The 16,766-nt window shown below is 46.3% G+C and carries 13 protein-coding genes; 1 reads left to right on the forward strand and 12 read right to left on the reverse strand.

Annotated elements, in window-relative coordinates; translation table 11 throughout:
* Positions 1–58 precede the first annotated feature (58 nt).
* From DHAF_RS21495 to DHAF_RS21545, 11 genes are all read right to left on the reverse strand, one after another.
* A complete protein-coding gene (locus tag DHAF_RS21495) occupies positions 59–1,108 on the reverse strand; it encodes a response regulator (protein ID WP_015945157.1) in 1,050 nt (349 codons plus the stop codon).
* Between the two features lie 35 nt (positions 1,109–1,143).
* Positions 1,144–3,108 carry a sensor histidine kinase gene (locus tag DHAF_RS21500; protein WP_015945158.1) on the reverse strand — a complete coding sequence of 655 codons (1,965 nt, stop codon included), beginning with the start codon at positions 3,106–3,108 and terminating at the stop codon, positions 1,144–1,146.
* A gap of 29 nt (positions 3,109–3,137) precedes the next feature.
* Positions 3,138–4,265, reverse strand: coding sequence for a radical SAM family heme chaperone HemW (hemW, locus tag DHAF_RS21505; protein ID WP_015945159.1), 1,128 nt, complete (start codon positions 4,263–4,265; stop codon positions 3,138–3,140).
* 216 nt (positions 4,266–4,481) lie between these two features.
* Entirely contained in the window at positions 4,482–6,287 is a 1,806-nt protein-coding gene (gene lepA, locus DHAF_RS21510) for a translation elongation factor 4 (RefSeq protein ID WP_005816487.1), read from the reverse strand.
* A 199-nt stretch (positions 6,288–6,486) separates the two neighbouring features.
* A complete protein-coding gene (locus tag DHAF_RS21515) occupies positions 6,487–7,539 on the reverse strand; it encodes a phosphodiester glycosidase family protein (RefSeq protein WP_005816491.1) in 1,053 nt (350 codons plus the stop codon).
* A gap of 112 nt (positions 7,540–7,651) precedes the next feature.
* On the reverse strand, positions 7,652–9,448 hold the full coding sequence (locus DHAF_RS21520) for a flavocytochrome c (protein WP_015945160.1): 1,797 nt from the start codon (positions 9,446–9,448) through the stop codon (positions 7,652–7,654).
* Between the two features lie 182 nt (positions 9,449–9,630).
* On the reverse strand, positions 9,631–10,356 hold the full coding sequence (locus tag DHAF_RS21525; RefSeq protein ID WP_005816493.1) for a response regulator: 726 nt from the start codon (positions 10,354–10,356) through the stop codon (positions 9,631–9,633).
* A complete protein-coding gene (locus DHAF_RS21530; RefSeq protein WP_015945161.1) occupies positions 10,353–11,954 on the reverse strand; it encodes a sensor histidine kinase in 1,602 nt (533 codons plus the stop codon). The genes DHAF_RS21525 and DHAF_RS21530 overlap by 4 nt, the downstream gene beginning before the upstream one ends.
* Positions 11,955–11,962: 8 nt before the next feature.
* Complete coding sequence (gene murJ / locus DHAF_RS21535; RefSeq protein ID WP_015945162.1) at positions 11,963–13,528, reverse strand: murein biosynthesis integral membrane protein MurJ; 1,566 nt, start codon at positions 13,526–13,528, stop codon at positions 11,963–11,965.
* A 59-nt stretch (positions 13,529–13,587) separates the two neighbouring features.
* A complete protein-coding gene (spoIIP, locus tag DHAF_RS21540; RefSeq protein ID WP_015945163.1) occupies positions 13,588–14,670 on the reverse strand; it encodes a stage II sporulation protein P in 1,083 nt (360 codons plus the stop codon).
* A 75-nt stretch (positions 14,671–14,745) separates the two neighbouring features.
* Positions 14,746–15,078 carry a phage holin family protein gene (locus DHAF_RS21545; protein ID WP_015945164.1) on the reverse strand — a complete coding sequence of 111 codons (333 nt, stop codon included), beginning with the start codon at positions 15,076–15,078 and terminating at the stop codon, positions 14,746–14,748.
* A gap of 181 nt (positions 15,079–15,259) precedes the next feature.
* Between DHAF_RS21545 and rpsT the strand changes: the two genes are divergently transcribed.
* The gene (gene rpsT / locus DHAF_RS21550) at positions 15,260–15,532 is read left to right on the forward strand and encodes a 30S ribosomal protein S20 (protein ID WP_005816503.1); all 273 of its coding nucleotides are present in this window, start codon (positions 15,260–15,262) and stop codon (positions 15,530–15,532) included.
* Between the two features lie 100 nt (positions 15,533–15,632).
* On the opposite strand, the gene holA is transcribed toward rpsT, so the two are convergent.
* Positions 15,633–16,631 carry a DNA polymerase III subunit delta gene (holA, locus tag DHAF_RS21555; RefSeq protein WP_015945165.1) on the reverse strand — a complete coding sequence of 333 codons (999 nt, stop codon included), beginning with the start codon at positions 16,629–16,631 and terminating at the stop codon, positions 15,633–15,635.
* Positions 16,632–16,766 lie beyond the last annotated feature (135 nt).

The following is a 16,766-nucleotide window of genomic DNA, read 5'->3' on the forward strand; positions in this document are numbered from 1 at the left end:
TAATTGTTAATTTAAATTCACTATATAGTTTAAGTAATCAGCTTGCATCATTTCCAATCTAAATTTCCTCAGCAAGGGCCTTATTAAGAAGTCTGTCAATACGTCGCTTAAGACGTTGATCCAGCTTCATTTCCTGTAAGTCTTCCAGCTTTTCCACAAGCTCTTCGTCAAGGGATGTATGCTGTAAGACCTTTTCCATCACATCAAGCCCTTCCCGGTAACGACCTTGGGAAAAATAGTCCTGGGCAAGACATAAGGCAATTTTCTGATAGCAATTATATATCTCCTGCCTCTTTTGATAGCACCAGACATAATCTTTTCCTGCCAGCAAATCCCCTTTGTAGAGTTTCATAACTTCCTGCAGAGATCTGTCACTATCAAAGGATTGGGGATTGAGCAGCTCCTTGACATCCCAATACCATTTTGTTGGCGGAATAAGCTGGTAGGTCTTATTGATGGCTTGAATCTCAAAGCCTAAATTATTTTCTTTAAAGGATTGCTTCAACCGAAATATGGTGGTGTATAGACTTTGCTCAGCTTTTTGAGTTTCGGTATTCGGCCATAGACCATCCATCAACACCCATTTGGACACGGAAAAATCATGAAGCAATAGATAAGCAAACAGCTCTTCAGCCTTCGCGGTCGTCCAGTGTATCGGCATTTGATTCCCGATCTTTACTTCAAAGCCGCCCAGCATCCCTATCTCGATTGAATGTCCTTCAGTTTCGAGTTTGCCTTTTCCCATCCCTTTCATTTTATATACTCTGCATAGAGAGCGCTCCAACTTTTCCTTGACGATGGGCTTCAGTATATAGTCTAAGGCATGGACATTAAAGGCCTCCAGAGCAAAGCGGTCATGGGCAGTAACAAAGACAAGAACTACCTGCTCATCTTTCTCAGCAATTTGCATTGCTAGTTCCACGCCGTTCATACCGGGCATATCGATATCCAAATACACCACATCAGGTTTCAATGTCTCAATACTCAGCAATACTTCAGCAGGCTTCAGAAACTTCCCGATAATTTCTACATCCGTCCTCTTGCTGAACATTCGCTCCATAAGATCAAGGGCTGGTTGTTCATCATCCACCAAGATCACTCTCAGCATTAAATCCCCCCTTAACACTAGAATTCATATCCTAATTACCGGCTATTCCCCAAGGCCTTACTTTCGTCAATCTCAAAGTAGACCTTTGTGCCCGTACCTTCGGTGCTCTCAATCTTTAAGACACTGCCGAAGGTATGCTTTAACCGTTTTTGAACATTATACAGCCCGACCCCACCCAAAGTCTTTTTGCCTGTACCCTCTTTTTCATTATTAAGGATTTCCATTCTCTGCTGTTCTGGAATCCCTATACCATCGTCAGTTACCTGGATCATGATCCGGCCTGACTCCCTGCTTATTTTGATTCGGACAGTTCCCTTTGCTTCTTTTTGGATAATGCCATGTCTTATCGCGTTCTCTACCAAAGGCTGTACGGAAAGAGCCGGAATCTGACATTGCAGCAGCTCAGGGGCGATATCGAAGATGATTTCCACTTTGCCCCCAAAGCGTGCTTTTTGGATATCCACATAGCCATAGACCATCATCATTTCCCGCTCAATGCTGATCAACCCATTGGAGTGCTCAAAATCAAAAGAGCCCCGGAGATAATTGCTGAAGCTTCTTAAAAGCTCTCCCGCTTTATGGCTATCTGAATAGCAATAGGAGATAATGGTGTTCAAGGCATTATACAAGAAATGAGGCTTAATCTGGGAACGCAGAAAAGCATATTCCTTTTCGATGGTTTCTTTCTCCTGCAACGCTAATTTTAAAGATATCTCCTTATTCTTCACATAGAGCTCGGTCAGTTGGACTGCCAAATAGACCATAAGCATGAGAGCAAAAATCAGGCTACAGATAAACCCCAAAAACATATCTTCCACTAATCCGAAGCTGAAAAATGCCAGATTTACCACGTATAAACTGAGTACCCCCAAGGCACAGAGCAAGAAGCCAAATTTCGTCCTTTCCTGTTCATCCTCCTTTGCTTTGCTGTAGGTATAGACCGCTCTTATGAATATTCCGATATAAATAACAAGCTCGGTTATGCCGATGGGAACACAAAGATAAGCGTATACCTTTAAAGGAGGAACCAGCAGGACCGCAGCAAATAGAGCATACATGCCTAAAAGCATCTGATACATTCTTTTCGGAATAAATGTTTTATCCAATTGATTCAGAAACAGAACCAAACTCATACCCGTGATCATCCGGGCAAGCTGAAGGAGTTTATAAGCGTCATCAAAGGGGATATGGGGGAATAAAAACAAAAGCGTTCTTTCCCCATACATGGAATTGGTCAGGGCATGAGAAAAACAAACAACAGCCATGCTCATAAATATTTTATTTTTCTTATACCTGAAAAGAAAGAAGTAGGACAGAAAACAGATCCAGCCAATTGTAAAAATGCTTCCTACTATAATCAATTCCACCATGGAGCTGCGGTTGCTCAGCTCTAAAATATCCTGAGTTTCCCCTAAGATGAGGGGGGCAACAATCCCTCCGTATATATAGTCATAATTTGATACTTGGACGAGAATTTCTGGAGAGCGCTGCTCAAAGAACCCCAGACGAGGAATATTACTGAAGAGATACTCATTTTCCAGGAGGGCCGGCCGGCCATCCTGGATTATTTTTTTCCCATTGACGAATATGACACTTGACATTCTGATATTGGACTTTTTAATAGCGAGAACTTTCTCACTTGGCATATTTTTCACTAATAGGCGATAGGTTCCCGAGCCCATGCCTGTTAATTTTGTCTCGTCCAGCTTGCCAACCCAATTGAATAAAACATTAACAAAACCGGTCAGGGCAGGAGGGGTGGCATCCTTAAAATCATCGGGGGAAAGAAGTTGCCCCCAATAAAATTCCCATTCGCCGCCGAGCTCAATTATCCCATCCTCTGCAAAATTCCAAGCCGAAAGATCAAGCGTTCCCTTTTCGGCCACAGGGGCGGACCTTTTCAGGAATTCTTGATTTAAAGCTCCAAATAAAACAGGAAATACGACAATAGGAATAAAAAGAAAAAAGATAAACAGCTTGCCATGATCTGAAATCTTCATTGCTTTTCTCCTCTAAGCAAGATACCATTTCACACGAATTCCTGCAGCACCCCATTGGCGACAAACCAATACTCTGGTCGCAAGAGAAGGGAGCCTTCTTCGATTTTTAAAACACTGGCCTTAAGGTAACGCTCCAAAACAGCAGGATAGAGTTCAAAAAGATCGGCACCGACCTCCTTTTTGAACTGCAGCAAATTCACCCCATCTTTAAGACGCAGACCCAGCATTAAAAGTTCTGCCATTTGCTCATGTTTTGAAAGAAATTCATCTTCCTGGGGATCCACCGGAAGTTTCCCTTGAGATAGCATGGTTTCATAGGCATTAATATCTTCAACATTCTGATAACGATGGTTATTCAGGCAAGACACGGCGCTTGGCCCTATCCCTAAATACTCCTGCCTGCGCCAGTAGCCAAGGTTATGCCGGCATTCATAGCCCGGGAGGGCGTAATTGGACACTTCATAATGCCGGTATCCCGCCTGGCCCAGAATCTCCCGGGCCACGTGGTACATCTCAGCCTGGCTGTCATCATCCGGCAAATTCGTAATCGCTTCCGAATTTAGGGCCATAGGCGTACCCTCTTCGACCATCAGCCCATAAACAGAAAGATGCTCAGGCCGGATCCTGAGAGCCTCTTCCAAAGTATCCCGCCAATTTGCCTGGGTCTGCCCCGGCAGCCCGAACATTAAATCCAGATTAAGGTTCTTAAAGCCTGCCTCCCGGATCAGGCGCACCCCATCCGCAACCTCTTCAGCTTGATGAATTCTGCCGATCCGTTTCAATAAGTCGTCATTAAAGGATTGAACTCCCAGAGATATGCGATTGATCCCTTGTGTATGGAGGATCTGGAGCTTTTCAGCGGTAAGAGTCCCCGGATTGGCTTCTGTAGTTTTTTCCGCCCCATCCTTAAACCTCAGCTTACCATGGATGATGCTTAAGAGTGCGTCCAATTCCGCTTCCGGCAATGCCGTAGGTGTCCCTCCCCCGATAAAAAGGGTCTCAATCTCCTCTGAAATCTCATGCTGTCTTAACACAACCTCGCGGTTTAAGCTTGCCAAATAATCCTCAGCCTTAGCTCTCTGCCAGGGCTCCGAATAAAAAGCACAATAATTGCATTTCTGCACACAAAAAGGAACATGGATATAAAGAGAAGGCATGGCCTCACCCCTTTCCGGGAAGAGCACTCCCCAAATTCTTTTGGATAAAAAGACAGCGAACTCCATGCCCTCAAGGGAACAGACAGCTCGCCATTTCTTGTCAAGTATTTAAATTTCAGCATATAAACGGCATGTGATGTATGGTATGCAAACTGCAAACTGCACAAACTGAAACTGTGTAAACCGGGACCTGTCCCCGTGATTCACACCCATGATTCAGTCGTCGATCTTCAGCACCGCCATAAAGGCATCCTGGGGTATTTCCACGCTTCCCACTTGCTTCATGCGTTTTTTACCTTCTTTTTGTTTCTCCAGAAGCTTCCGCTTACGGGAGATGTCCCCTCCGTAACACTTAGCCAGGACATCCTTGCGCATGGCTTTGACCGTCTCTCTGGCCACAACCTTTTGCCCAATCACTGCTTGAATGGGCACCTCGAACATCTGCCGGGGGATGATCCCCCGCAATTTTTCCACTAAGCGGCGGCCCCGGGCATAGGATTTCTCCTTGTGGACGATAAAGGAAAGGGCATCCACCAGCTCACCGTTGAGAAGAACATCCAGCTTAACCAAAGAAGCCGCTTTGTATCCGGCTAATTCATAATCCAGGGAAGCATAGCCCTTGGTCCGGGATTTAAGCTGATCAAAATAGTCATAGACAATCTCACTTAAAGGAAGCTCGTAGTGCAAAGTGACTCGGTTAGCGGACAGATAATCCATGTTGAGGAAATTGCCCCGCTTTTCCTGATTCAGCTCCATGATCGCCCCCACAAAATCCGAAGGCACCATAATATTGGCTTTGACGATAGGCTCTTCAATGGTCTCAATCTCATCGACCTTGGGAAGATTGGAGGGATTATCAATGCTTAAAACCTCTCCATCGGTTTTATTTACCTTATAGACCACGCTGGGAGCAGTGGTAATCAGATTCAAATCATATTCCCGCTCCAGACGCTCCTGAATGACATCCATATGCAAAAGTCCCAGGAAGCCGCAACGGTAACCAAAGCCCAACGCGCTGGAGGTCTCCGGTTCAAAAACCAAGCTGGAATCATTGAGATGAAGCTTCTCCAGGGCATCCTTCAACCGTCCGTAATCACTGGAATCCACAGGATAGAGACCGCAGAAGACCATGGGTGTGGCCTTGCGATAGCCCGGCAGAGGATAGAGGGCTGCGTTCTCAGCATCGGTGATAGTGTCCCCCACCTGAGTATCCCTTACGTTCTTGATGCTGGCCGCAATATAGCCTACCTGACCGGCCTTGATTTCATCGACGATTCTTAAAGCCGGCGTAAACATCCCTACTTCTGTCACATCAAACACTTTCCCCGAAGACATCATCTTGATCTGAGTTCCCTTGGCCACCCGTCCTTCCATAACCCGGACATAGGATATGGCCCCCTTATAAGCATCGAAATAGGAGTCAAATATCAAGGCCTTTAAAGGAGTATTGTCATCCCCCTGAGGCGGGGGCACCTTGGCAACGACGGCTTCCAGGATATCTTCAATCCCAATTCCCGTTTTGGCAGAAGCCAGGATGGCTTCACTGGCATCCAAGCCAATCACATCCTCGATCTCCTGCTTAACCCGCTCCGGTTCAGCACTGGGCAGATCGATCTTATTGATGACGGGAATAATCTCCAGATTATTTTCCAAGGCCAAGTAAACATTGGCCAAGGTCTGTGCTTCAATCCCCTGAGCCGCGTCCACAATCAGTAAGGCTCCTTCACAGGCTGCCAAACTACGGGATACTTCATAAGTGAAGTCAACATGACCCGGGGTATCGATCAAATTCAATTCATAAGTTTGTCCATCCTTGGCAGGGTATTGCAAACGAACGGTCTGCAATTTAATGGTAATTCCCCGCTCCCGCTCCAGATCCATATTGTCCAGGACCTGGGCTTCCATTTCCCGCTTGCTGAGAGCACCTGTATATTCGATCAAACGGTCGGCAAGTGTAGATTTACCATGGTCAATATGAGCAATAATTGAAAAGTTGCGTATACATTGTGAGGCCTGTGCCACAGTTTTTACCCCTCATTTCAACAAAATCCAGTTTCGTATCAGAAAAAACGAGTCTTTTTTCAGGATCCATTCTAAACAAATATTATACCGCCAATTATTTGTTTGAGCAAGAATAGAAAGAGGAGTTCAATAAAAAAGTTCGCCCCAGACTTACTGAAGCGTCCTTTTCTTCAACCCTTTCTCCCCTATTGAACAGCTCCTACTCCGCAAGGCGGGATTCCGGCAGAACGATAAAAGCGGTGGGGACTTCCCGAGGGCCGTAAGGGCTGCTGGGCTTGTTCTTTACTTCTCCCTCATAAACTAAAGTAGACGATGAGCCTCCATCTAAATTCGCCCCATTAACCGCGCCATGTTCGATAAGAATATCCTGAACGTCCTTTAAGGTCGCGCCAAGGCTTCCTAACTGCCTGCCATCGATGACGAGAAGAAGGATGGTCCCATCATGTGTCTGACCAATAGCAGTCCTTGGAGCAATCCCCCAGCCACCATCTCCATAGGTAATCATGGGTTCACCATTAACGATAAGAGCGGGGCCGAAGGATACGGCGTCCCGGATGCCCAGTTCTTCAATCTGTTCCAAAGTATAGCGGCCTACAACCAAGACATCATGTTTAGTTATCCCAATTAAACTATAAGTCTCCCAATTATCCTTGTGAATGATCTTTCCTTCAGTGATGAGAATTCCTGTGGGTGTCCCCCCAAAGCTCACTCCTCCAGGATCCGCAAATCCCCCGGCATTAATCCCGGCTACTGCATGATTATTCTCCACAAATTCAGAGACCTTTAACCCTCGATCCCCTAATTGATCTGTGGCGGCTAAACGGACCCGCTGAGGATTGCCTACTTTCAAAAGGTATCCCTGAAAACCTTTTCCGGAAACCTCTACCAGTTCAAGGGCCGGTTTTTCCTCGATGATCGGCTTGAGAACATTCACAGCTTTTTCATCCGTATTGACTTTGGGCTCTGAAACTTTGTTTTTCTCCATAATCCTATTAATCTCTTCTTCACTGACAAACCAGGTCGCTAAATATTGGTGGCTATATGTGGTCATAGCCGTTGTTACATAAAGCTCCTTAAGCCCTGTTAAAGGCCCGTGAAAAATCAGGAGAAAGGCAAGAGCCATACCGAGAAGACACAGGATCAGGAATCCCAAAACGGCTTTCAAGAGAATAAAGATGATTGACCTTTTCTTTTTTTGACCGGCTTGTGCAGCTGATTGTTCGTACTCTGCTCTGATTTTCAACACCCCCATGAAGAGAAAGAAGAAGCAATGACTTGCTCCTTCTTAATTTCTATGAAGTTAATCGACATAATAACACTGGACTTTGTATTTTATTATACCAGAGATCTGCCCCATAGCCTAATTATTTCGCTGCTTCCAAAGCTTGAGCTACTGCCGCTTTGATTCCCTCACTGGTCATGGTGGCGCCACCGACAGCATCCACTTCCGTGATTTGCTTGCGGATGATTTCTCCCACCACGCCCTCTTCAGCGTTCTCGAATATACCGGGGGTTTCGGCATGATCTTTCAGGGTTACTTTAATCACTTCTCCGTCTTTAACCACGACTTCTACCTTAATCTCGCCGCCTTTACCTTGACCGACGCCGGTATAGGTGCCATCTTTGTAGTTGGCTTCGACTTCCGGTTTTGCTTCAGCCGGTTTAGCTGCTGCCTGAATGGTGGGTTCCGTGGTTCCGCCGTTTTCCATGACATAAGCATGAGCAGCCGATCCGGCGATACGGCCAAAGATGACGATATCGGCAACAGCATTGCCGCCAAGGCGGTTTCCACCATGAACTCCACCGGTGATTTCACCACCGGCAAAGAGTCCCGGAATAGGATTGCCGTCTGTATTGAGCACTTGAGCTTCCGTGTTGATCTTCACCCCACCCATAGTGTGATGAACGGCAGGAGCACATAAGCCGGCATAGTATTTAGATTGGGTAAGAGGGAATTCCATACTGGCCCGTCCAAAATCCGGGTCGCTGCCGGAAGCTTGATATCCGGCATATTTCTCCATAGTTTCTTTCAAATTAGCCGGGTCAACGCCGATTTGTTCAGCCAGACCCTCAATCGTGTCGGCTTCAACAATGATTCCACCCTTGATATAAGATTCGATAGCTTTTAAGCTTTCACGAACCTCTTGATCAAATAATAGATAAGCTTGACCCTCTGTTTGTTTCAAGATGGCTTCGGAAACCACATCACGAGTTTCTAATTCATTGATAAAACGTTTTCCTTCCTTATTCACGAGGATTGCACCGTTACCGCGAACCCCTTCAGTGTACATCGTTTGATCCGTAGGATTTACGGTGGGATGAGTTTGAATTTGCTCCATATCGACGAAGCCAGCACCGATTTTTTCGGCCATAACGATTCCGTCCCCAGTGGCCCCTTTATGGTTGGTTGTAGCGAACCCTGCCAAGGCTGGCTTGTACTTCGTGACCATTTCGGCATTGGCACCAAAGCCGCCGGTAGCCAGGACCACAGCTTTGGTCTTGATGGTGTAGGTTCCTTCTTCACCGGTTACTTTGACTCCGGTTACTGCTCCATTAGCATCCACAAGAATTTCTTCAGCTTTCGTGTTAAGAAGAACAGGAATACCTAATTCCTCAACTTTATTGTTTAAGGTAGTAACGAGCATAGGACCGACAGCGCTTGTATCCGAAGGACGGTGAATCCGTTTTACACTGGCCCCGCCAAACATACCGACCACGCTTAAATCGCCGCCAATGTCGTTGACCCAGTCTACCGCGGCAGCGGAGTTTTCAGCCAAAGTTCTGACCAGTGATTCATCATTAAGATTATGTCCGCCCTTCATGGTATCTTCCACAAAAAGCTCGATGGAGTCTTTGATGCCATCTCTTTCTTGATATTTGGTAGGAGCTGCATTTAAACCGCCTGTAGAACGGACACTGTTTCCGCCTGTAATAGGCATTTTTTCGACAAGAACCACATTCTTCGCACCATCCTGGACCGCTTGAATGGCTGCTGTCATTCCTGCTCCACCGGCACCAATGACCACGATATCGGTACTCTTGTCTTGTACGGCAGGTGTACTTGTTCCAGGCGTTTCATTGACTGCCGATTCTGTACCGCAGCCAGTGATAGGACCAACGACCATTAAGAGAGCAAGAATCAACGCACTAATCTTTTTCATACTCCTTTTCCTCTCCTTTTTTAGTTTTAGTCGGGAAGTTCAGTAGCCCTTTGTCAATCTATTGAACCTTCTCTTTTGTTCATAATAAGTCTTTCACAAGAAACTGAACAGTTTATGTAAGTTTATAAAGCGTTATGTAATTTATGAAAGTGAATGCCGAGGCATTCACCCCGGCACTTCTATTAAATCTCTTTTAAATACTTTTTAAAGCCCTTTACTTTCAACTGATTGAGCCGATGATAATTTACCGGTCTCCCTACAGCTCCATAACTGATCTCTGTATTCACAACCTCTTGCTCACGTAAAAAGCCTATATATTTACTCATGGAAACACGGGAAATTCCCACCCGCAAGGCCATTTCTTCTGTAGTAAAGGCTGTACCCTGAGTTGCCAGGATATGATCCCAGACCAATTTCAAGGTATCGCCGCTAATCCCCTTAGGCAGATCAGATTTTTTATCAACCGTCTCTTCCTCTTCCATATTAAAAATCTGCTTATCCAAATCCTTCTGACTGAGCGTTTGCTTGTTCTTCATAAGCAGTTCTCTTTTTTTATAAACATTGAGCGCATCCCGAAAACGCTCATACTCAAAGGGCTTAATCAGATAATCCACCGCACCATGTTGCAGGGCCTTCCGAATGCTTTGGCTATCCGTGGATGCCGACACAATAATGACATCAGATTCTATCTCGCTTTTGCGAAGTTGAGTGAGAAATTCCAGACCATTAATGCCGGGCATAAAAATATCCAGAAGGATCAAGTCAACTTTTTTCTTTTTTAGCACCTTCAAGGCATCTGCTGCCGTTCCGGCACTGGCAACCAGTTGAAATCCTCCGATTTGTTCCAGATAATAACGATTGAGTTCAGCGACCATGGGATCATCTTCTATAATCAGCACTTTAATCATAGCGTCTCCTCCAAAGGGTCATAAGGTAGAAATATTTCAAACGTGGTGCCTTTATTATCCCCTGAATCAATTTGCATCCGCCCTTTGCGCTGTTCCACACTCTTCTGAACCAAAAACAACCCAAAACCGCGGCCATTGGATTTAGTGGAATAGCCTTTAACAAACATATTCTTCATGACCTGAGCGGGAATTCCTGATCCCTGGTCTGCGACCCGGATGAGCAATTCCCCTTCACCATAAACAAGGCTGAGTTCCACTTCGTTAGTGTCCTTCTCCTTCACCGCCTCAAAGGAATTGGTTAAAAGATTGCCAATAATGGTTACCAGGTCATGAACCATAGACGAATCCTTGGCCTGGGGGCAATAGCTCTCTTCATTAAGCACCAGTTCACAGCCGTTTTCCCTGGCATTACTCATTTTAGCCTGGATAAATCCCGCCAAGATGGGATCACGGATATTGCGGACGATTGGCCCGCCCTTGGTCTGATATTGATGGGCGATCTGACTTACATAAGGCCCTAGTTGTTCATATTTCTTCATATGAACCAAACCGAGAATCACATGAATTTTATTCATAAATTCATGGGTCTGAGCCCTTAAGGCCTCCGCATAAACCTTTACTCCGGACAGCTCTTCTCCCAATTGCCTAATTTCTGTTTTGTCCCGAAACGTTGAGACAGCACCCACAATTTCCCCATCGACTTTTAAGGGGACCGTGTTGGTAAGAAGGGTAACTCCCCTGACATCATATTCTAAATCCAGCACCGGCTCACCTTTATCAAGCACGCGTTTAAATACCGAATCAGGAATCATCTCACTATCCATCTCTTTGACATCACCGATTCCCGCCAGGCTCATAAGACGTGCCGCTTCAGCGTTGGTTAAAGTGACCTTTCCCTCGGCATCGATAGCCACGATCCCTTCCCTCACCGACTCCAGCATAGCACTGCGCTCCTGGAGGATTCGGGCGATTGCAAAGGGTTCCAGCCCAAACATAATTTTCTTGATACGCTTGGCCAAAAAGATTGCCCCCAGGATCCCTACAATAAACCCTAAACCCATACCGAAATAGGTCCTTGACCGGCTTTCCCGCACAGCCTCTTCCACAGTATTCATAAGAATACCTACAGCGACGGCGCCTATTTGCTCACCCTCTTCATCAAATACGGGAGAGAAGGCCCGCATAGATAAACCCAAGGTTCCCTTAGCTGTGGAAATATGTTCCTTGCCCTGCAGAACCGTTCCTTCATCTCCCCCCATAAAGGGTTTTCCCAGTTCATTGACATTGGGGTGGGATACTCGGATACCTTTCATGTCCATGACCACAATATAGTTTACCTTAGTCAAGTCCATCAATTCACCGGCATAGGTCTGAATCTCCCTTTTATCCCGCCGGCCACTGAGGCCATCAATTACAATCGGTGAATGTGCCACGATCCGGGATATATTCACCGCCCGACTGGCGATATTTTTTTCCGTGGCAGTAGCTACTTCTTCGCTTACCAAAATATTCGTAACCAATAAAGATAGGAACACCACTAAGCAGATTAATATTAGTATTGTTTTTTCCAGACTAAGATAACGCCTAGGCTTTTTCATGGTGAGAATTACCCTCTCCTGAAACGTTTCTGAAATAGACCAAGGGTCTGTTCAAACTCTTCCATACCCATGGCCTTGGTTGCGGCGGCAAAAATGAGAGCGCCCAGCAACGTACCCGCCAGCAGGACAAAGATGGAAGCCAATTTCCCTACTCCGACAAGAGAGGTCAGCCACTGCCCCCCAAACCAGACTGCCAGTCCCATCACACCGGAAGCTGCTAAAGTCTTAAGAGTAGTTGCAAACATTCTCCGGCCGTCAATGGATTTTAAGCGCTTGCGCAGGAGGTAAAGAAGCAGAATCGCATTAAGTACAGCAGCTAAGGACGTGGCAAAAGCTAATCCCCCAGTCTGCAAGGGTCTGACCAGGAGAAACATGAACGCCACATTGGCCAGCATGGAGATAATGCCGATGACCACCGGAGTCCAGGTATCCTGAAGAGCATAAAACATCCGCGGCAGAATTTGAATCACAGATTGGGCCGAGATCCCCACGGCAAAATACAAAAGCGGAATAGCCGTAGCGAAGGTGTCAGTGGGGGTAAATGCCCCATGCTCAAAGAGCACCCGGATCAAAGGATAGCGCAGAACAATCATTCCTATAGAAATAGGCAAGGTAATAAAAATCACCATACGCACAGCAAGGGATGAAGTCAGAACAAAATCCTTCCACTTATTCAAGGCAGCATGTTCGTTTAAGGTCGGAAACACAGCGACGGCAATAGCCAGAGCAAAAATGCCCACCGGCAGCTGGTATAAACGGTAAGAATACCACACCGCCGTCAAGCTGCCTTCGATAAGGTGAGATCCTAAGTTCGAGTTCACTACTACTTGGATTTGGTTCAAGGAATAGCTGAGAATAATCGGAACGGCCAGAACCGCTATTTTGCGGACTCCGGGATGCCGCCAATCAATGATGGGATAATAACGAAGTCCTTGACGGCGCAGAGCAGGTATCTGCACCACAAAGTTAAGCAGGGCTCCCACCACGACCCCGATGGCAAAACCGGAGATGGATTCCGGCTCATCAGGTCGGGCCAGAATCACACCGAAGACAATGACACTGGCATTATAGAGAACCGTACCCAAGGCACTGGGCCAAAAGATCTTATAGGAGTTTAAGATTCCCATGGTAATTCCGCTTAAAGCCAGGAGCAGGGGTTGAATCAAGATAATTCGGGTGAGCAGGACGGTCAGAGCTTGGTTTTCCGCTGTAAATCCGGGAACCTGCAAACGAATAAAATAGGGAGTAAAGATCAGGGCCAAGATAACCAAAGCGCTTAAAAGCAAAAGGATCAAATTAATGAAAGAACTGGCCACCCGCCATCCTTCCTCTTCCTTTCCTTTATGGATATATTCGGAGAATACAGGAATAAAGGCAGAGCTTAAAACTCCGCCTACTAAAAGCCAATAAATTAAATCCGGAAGAATAAATGCCGTCTGGTAAGCATCGGTCACTCCCGTTTTTCCATAGAAATTCGCCATCAAGGATTCTCTTAAGAAGCCCAGAATCCTTGATGCAAGCTGTGTAAGCATTAAGAGTCCGGCCGCCATAGCTACCGTCCGCGTACCTGACATAATTTCGTCCCCTTTTGCCTCTCATCTTGATGCTAAAATTCTCTAACTATGGAATTATATCATTCTTTCAGCCAATCCGCCAATAGACTTCCCAAGACTTCTGCCGTCCCTTGCGCTTCTGCAAAGGTGTTCAGCTGACTGCCGATTTCAAACAGAATGGCTCCATCCAGCAAATGCTGATTATAGCGGGCATCCGAGGCATAGGTAATGCGGGGAATAAATAATCCCGGGTAGTTCTCTTCCGCAAAAGCAATCAGCTCTTCAGCAATGGCTTCATTGGTTTCCCAATGGGGATTTTTCTGACCAATGACGATCATGACTCGGGCAACTTCCTTACCTTGAATCATCACTGTGCCTTTATTGACTCCCGGAGGCAGCCCATCCCGATGCAGATCCAAGAGGAGTTTCATGGAGGGGTAGTTCTTAACCAAAGCTGCGGCTGTATACAGAGACTTGCTGTAAGCTTTATTAAAATCCTCAACATCATGAATATCCAAAGCCTGAACAGTCCGAATGCCATGCTTCTCCAGAGATTCCTTTAACGTTTCCCCTACGCGGACTATCTCTCCGTCCCCCTTATCATCCCGTTCCCCTCCTCCGTCGCCGGCATAGCTTTCCGAATTGTGGGTATGGTAGATGCCAACAAGCACCTCATCATCCAGTGGCAGGGCCGGTTCTTCATGCTCTGGCGGTACAGGGGATGGGGTAAGGGGAATCTCCTCCAATTCAGGTATTTCTCCTTCATACTCCGGGTCCCCGGGGTTATAGGCCCAACCGATCCAGGCCGGCCCCCCTGGCGGGGGTGTGAAATAGCTGAAGAAATAGGTGCGGGCATCGGCGATATTGACTCCAGTCAATAAAAATGTCCCTAAGGAGACCCCTTGAGTTCTAATCTGATTAAGATGCTCCCTTTCCGGCTGGGAATAGCCGGGGATTCCTTCCAGTATAAGAGCTTCGAAGGGGAAGCTTTGCTGGGCCATAACACGGACCAATTGACGGGACGTTCCTTCTTCTAAAGCATAAACGAATAAACCCAGGAAAAGAAGGGTCAGCAAAATAAGAAGAAAACCGCGAGCCCAGCGGGCCGAGGGCCAAAAACTCCATCGCCACTTCTTCGTGGAAAACATACTTTCTTTCAACAAAAAACTTGTCCCCCTTTCCTTCTTTACTAAGAAATATGAGGGACAAGTTCTTCTTAGAACCTTTTATGCATTTATTTAGCGCAGTTCAGTAGGTACAAAGGCATCAACAATTCCAATGACCAGAGATGCCAGAAGAGCGCCAATGATGCTGACTTGAATCGAGCCGGGTACAATAAACTGGCTGACATAAATCACGACAGCCGATACTAAAAAGCCGACAACTCCCCGATGCACACGGGTGACTTTATCCCGGCCAAAGGCCAGCTCCACTACATATCCCAAGACAGCAATGACAACGGCCGCAATGAGTGCCCCGGTAAAGCCGGCGACTTTGAGACCGGGTACTAAGTAGCTGACTAAGAGAAGGACTACGGCTGAAACAAGAAAGCGGACAATCATTCCTAACATAGGTTGTTCCTCCATTTCAAATTGAATTCTAGGCATTTAGCCTAAATACATCCTTTATAGTCTGAACAATTTTATAAATATTATTTATCCTGCATTAATCCTTGTAAATTTTAGGATTCAATGATAAAATAGTCTTTGCGTAATCTGATGGAAAGATTCGATCCAAAGGGGGTGACCAAAAGTGCCAAATATTAAGTCCGCAATCAAAAGAGTTGAAATCGCTAAAGTCCGCACCATTAAAAATGCGGCTGCCAAATCAACTTTACGCACAACGATTCGTCGTTTTGAAGAGTCTTTAAGCACGGACGCCGAAACCGCAAAACTTGCGTTAAATAAAGCTACCCGCGCTTTGGATAAAGCTTCTTCCAAAGGTTTAGTGCACAAAAACACGGCTGCTCGCAAGAAGTCCCGCTTAACCAAGCGTTATGCGAAGCAATTTGCGCAAGTGGGCTAAGTCGTCTATACACAATAGGAATAATTAAAACGACATAGAAAGAGCGTGTCGCTCTGTGTTTATATTATGAACACAGAGCGACACGCTCTTCTTATATTGCTTACATCTCACAAAATTTAACCACCATCAGCTCCAGCAGAAACTCAGGCTCCCCTTTTCCGGTCTTGATGGCCACATCCGTTTCCAGACACTCTCTTAGGGCCCAGGATAATTGCTCCCAGGTCAACTGGGCTGCTTTCTGCCATATTTTTTGGGCTTCATAAGGCTTAATACCCAGGAGTCGGGGAGCTTCTTCCGCACCTCTTCCCTGTTGCCGCATCGCTCGTGCCCCGAGGAGCAGGCGAACCTGACGGGATAATAGAGTCAGGACTTTTAAGGAATGTTCCTGGCGCAGCACTTGTTGAAGCTTTTGCACCGCTTCCTTCGAGGAGCGGGCCGCTACAGCATCCAAGAGTTCAAAGACAGTGGCCTCCACCGCCTGGGGAACCAAACTCCTGACATCTTCTGTCCGGATTTCTTTGCCCTCCACAAATAAAGCAAGCTTATCCAACTCCTGACTTAAGGCCCCTACCTGATGTCCTCCCCACTCCAGAAAAAGAGCCTTGACTTGGGGCTTCATGGTTTTTCCCCGGGCAGCCAATTCCCGATCCAGCCAAGCACTCCATTCCTGCTGTCGCTTGGGGCTGACGAATTCCAGGATTGACCCCTTTTTCTCGATAGCTTTAAAGAACTTACGCCCACGATTCACACTTTGGGCAAGGAAAACAAGACAAGTCCCTGGATTGGGATTTTCAAAATAAGCGAAAAAAGGTTCCAAAGCATCCCCTTGACCATCTTGAAAATAGGGGATATCTTCAACGATAATCAGTTTGCCGCCAAAAAAAGAGACCGTATTGGCGATTTCCACAATCTGCTCCGGTCCGGTACTTTTTCCAGATAGAATTTCTATGCCACTGCCCGATGGGTCTTGGGCAAGATAACTATTCTTTAATAATTGAAGAGCTTCTTGAATAAAAAACCGCTCCTCACCATACCAAAGATTGACGGAAGGAATTTGATTCTTGACAATTCCTTGCCGAACTTGATCTATTTCCCACATAACAGCCCCTCCTACCCTCTTATTGTAACCAAGGAGAGGCAGGAAAGCAAAAGAAAAGACCCCTCCAAAACTGAAGGGGCAAAAGAAAGAGGAGGAGAAAAGAGATGTTCCTTCCTATTCTTACCACCCCGTTAA

This window comes from Desulfitobacterium hafniense DCB-2 (genome assembly GCF_000021925.1).
Taxonomy (GTDB): Bacteria; Bacillota; Desulfitobacteriia; order Desulfitobacteriales; family Desulfitobacteriaceae; genus Desulfitobacterium; species Desulfitobacterium hafniense.

Coding starts and splice junctions, on each gene's coding strand:
- DHAF_RS21530 (WP_015945161.1), bottom strand. CDS start 11,954: ATGAAAAAGCCTAGGCGTTATCTTAGTCTGGAAAAAACAATACTAATA.
- DHAF_RS21525 (WP_005816493.1), bottom strand. CDS start 10,356: ATGATTAAAGTGCTGATTATAGAAGATGATCCCATGGTCGCTGAACTC.
- holA (WP_015945165.1), bottom strand. CDS start 16,631: ATGTGGGAAATAGATCAAGTTCGGCAAGGAATTGTCAAGAATCAAATT.
- DHAF_RS21495 (WP_015945157.1), bottom strand. CDS start 1,108: ATGCTGAGAGTGATCTTGGTGGATGATGAACAACCAGCCCTTGATCTT.
- DHAF_RS21515 (WP_005816491.1), bottom strand. CDS start 7,539: ATGGGGGTGTTGAAAATCAGAGCAGAGTACGAACAATCAGCTGCACAA.
- DHAF_RS21500 (WP_015945158.1), bottom strand. CDS start 3,108: ATGAAGATTTCAGATCATGGCAAGCTGTTTATCTTTTTTCTTTTTATT.
- DHAF_RS21520 (WP_015945160.1), bottom strand. CDS start 9,448: ATGAAAAAGATTAGTGCGTTGATTCTTGCTCTCTTAATGGTCGTTGGT.
- DHAF_RS21545 (WP_015945164.1), bottom strand. CDS start 15,078: ATGTTAGGAATGATTGTCCGCTTTCTTGTTTCAGCCGTAGTCCTTCTC.
- hemW (WP_015945159.1), bottom strand. CDS start 4,265: ATGCCTTCTCTTTATATCCATGTTCCTTTTTGTGTGCAGAAATGCAAT.
- murJ (WP_015945162.1), bottom strand. CDS start 13,528: ATGTCAGGTACGCGGACGGTAGCTATGGCGGCCGGACTCTTAATGCTT.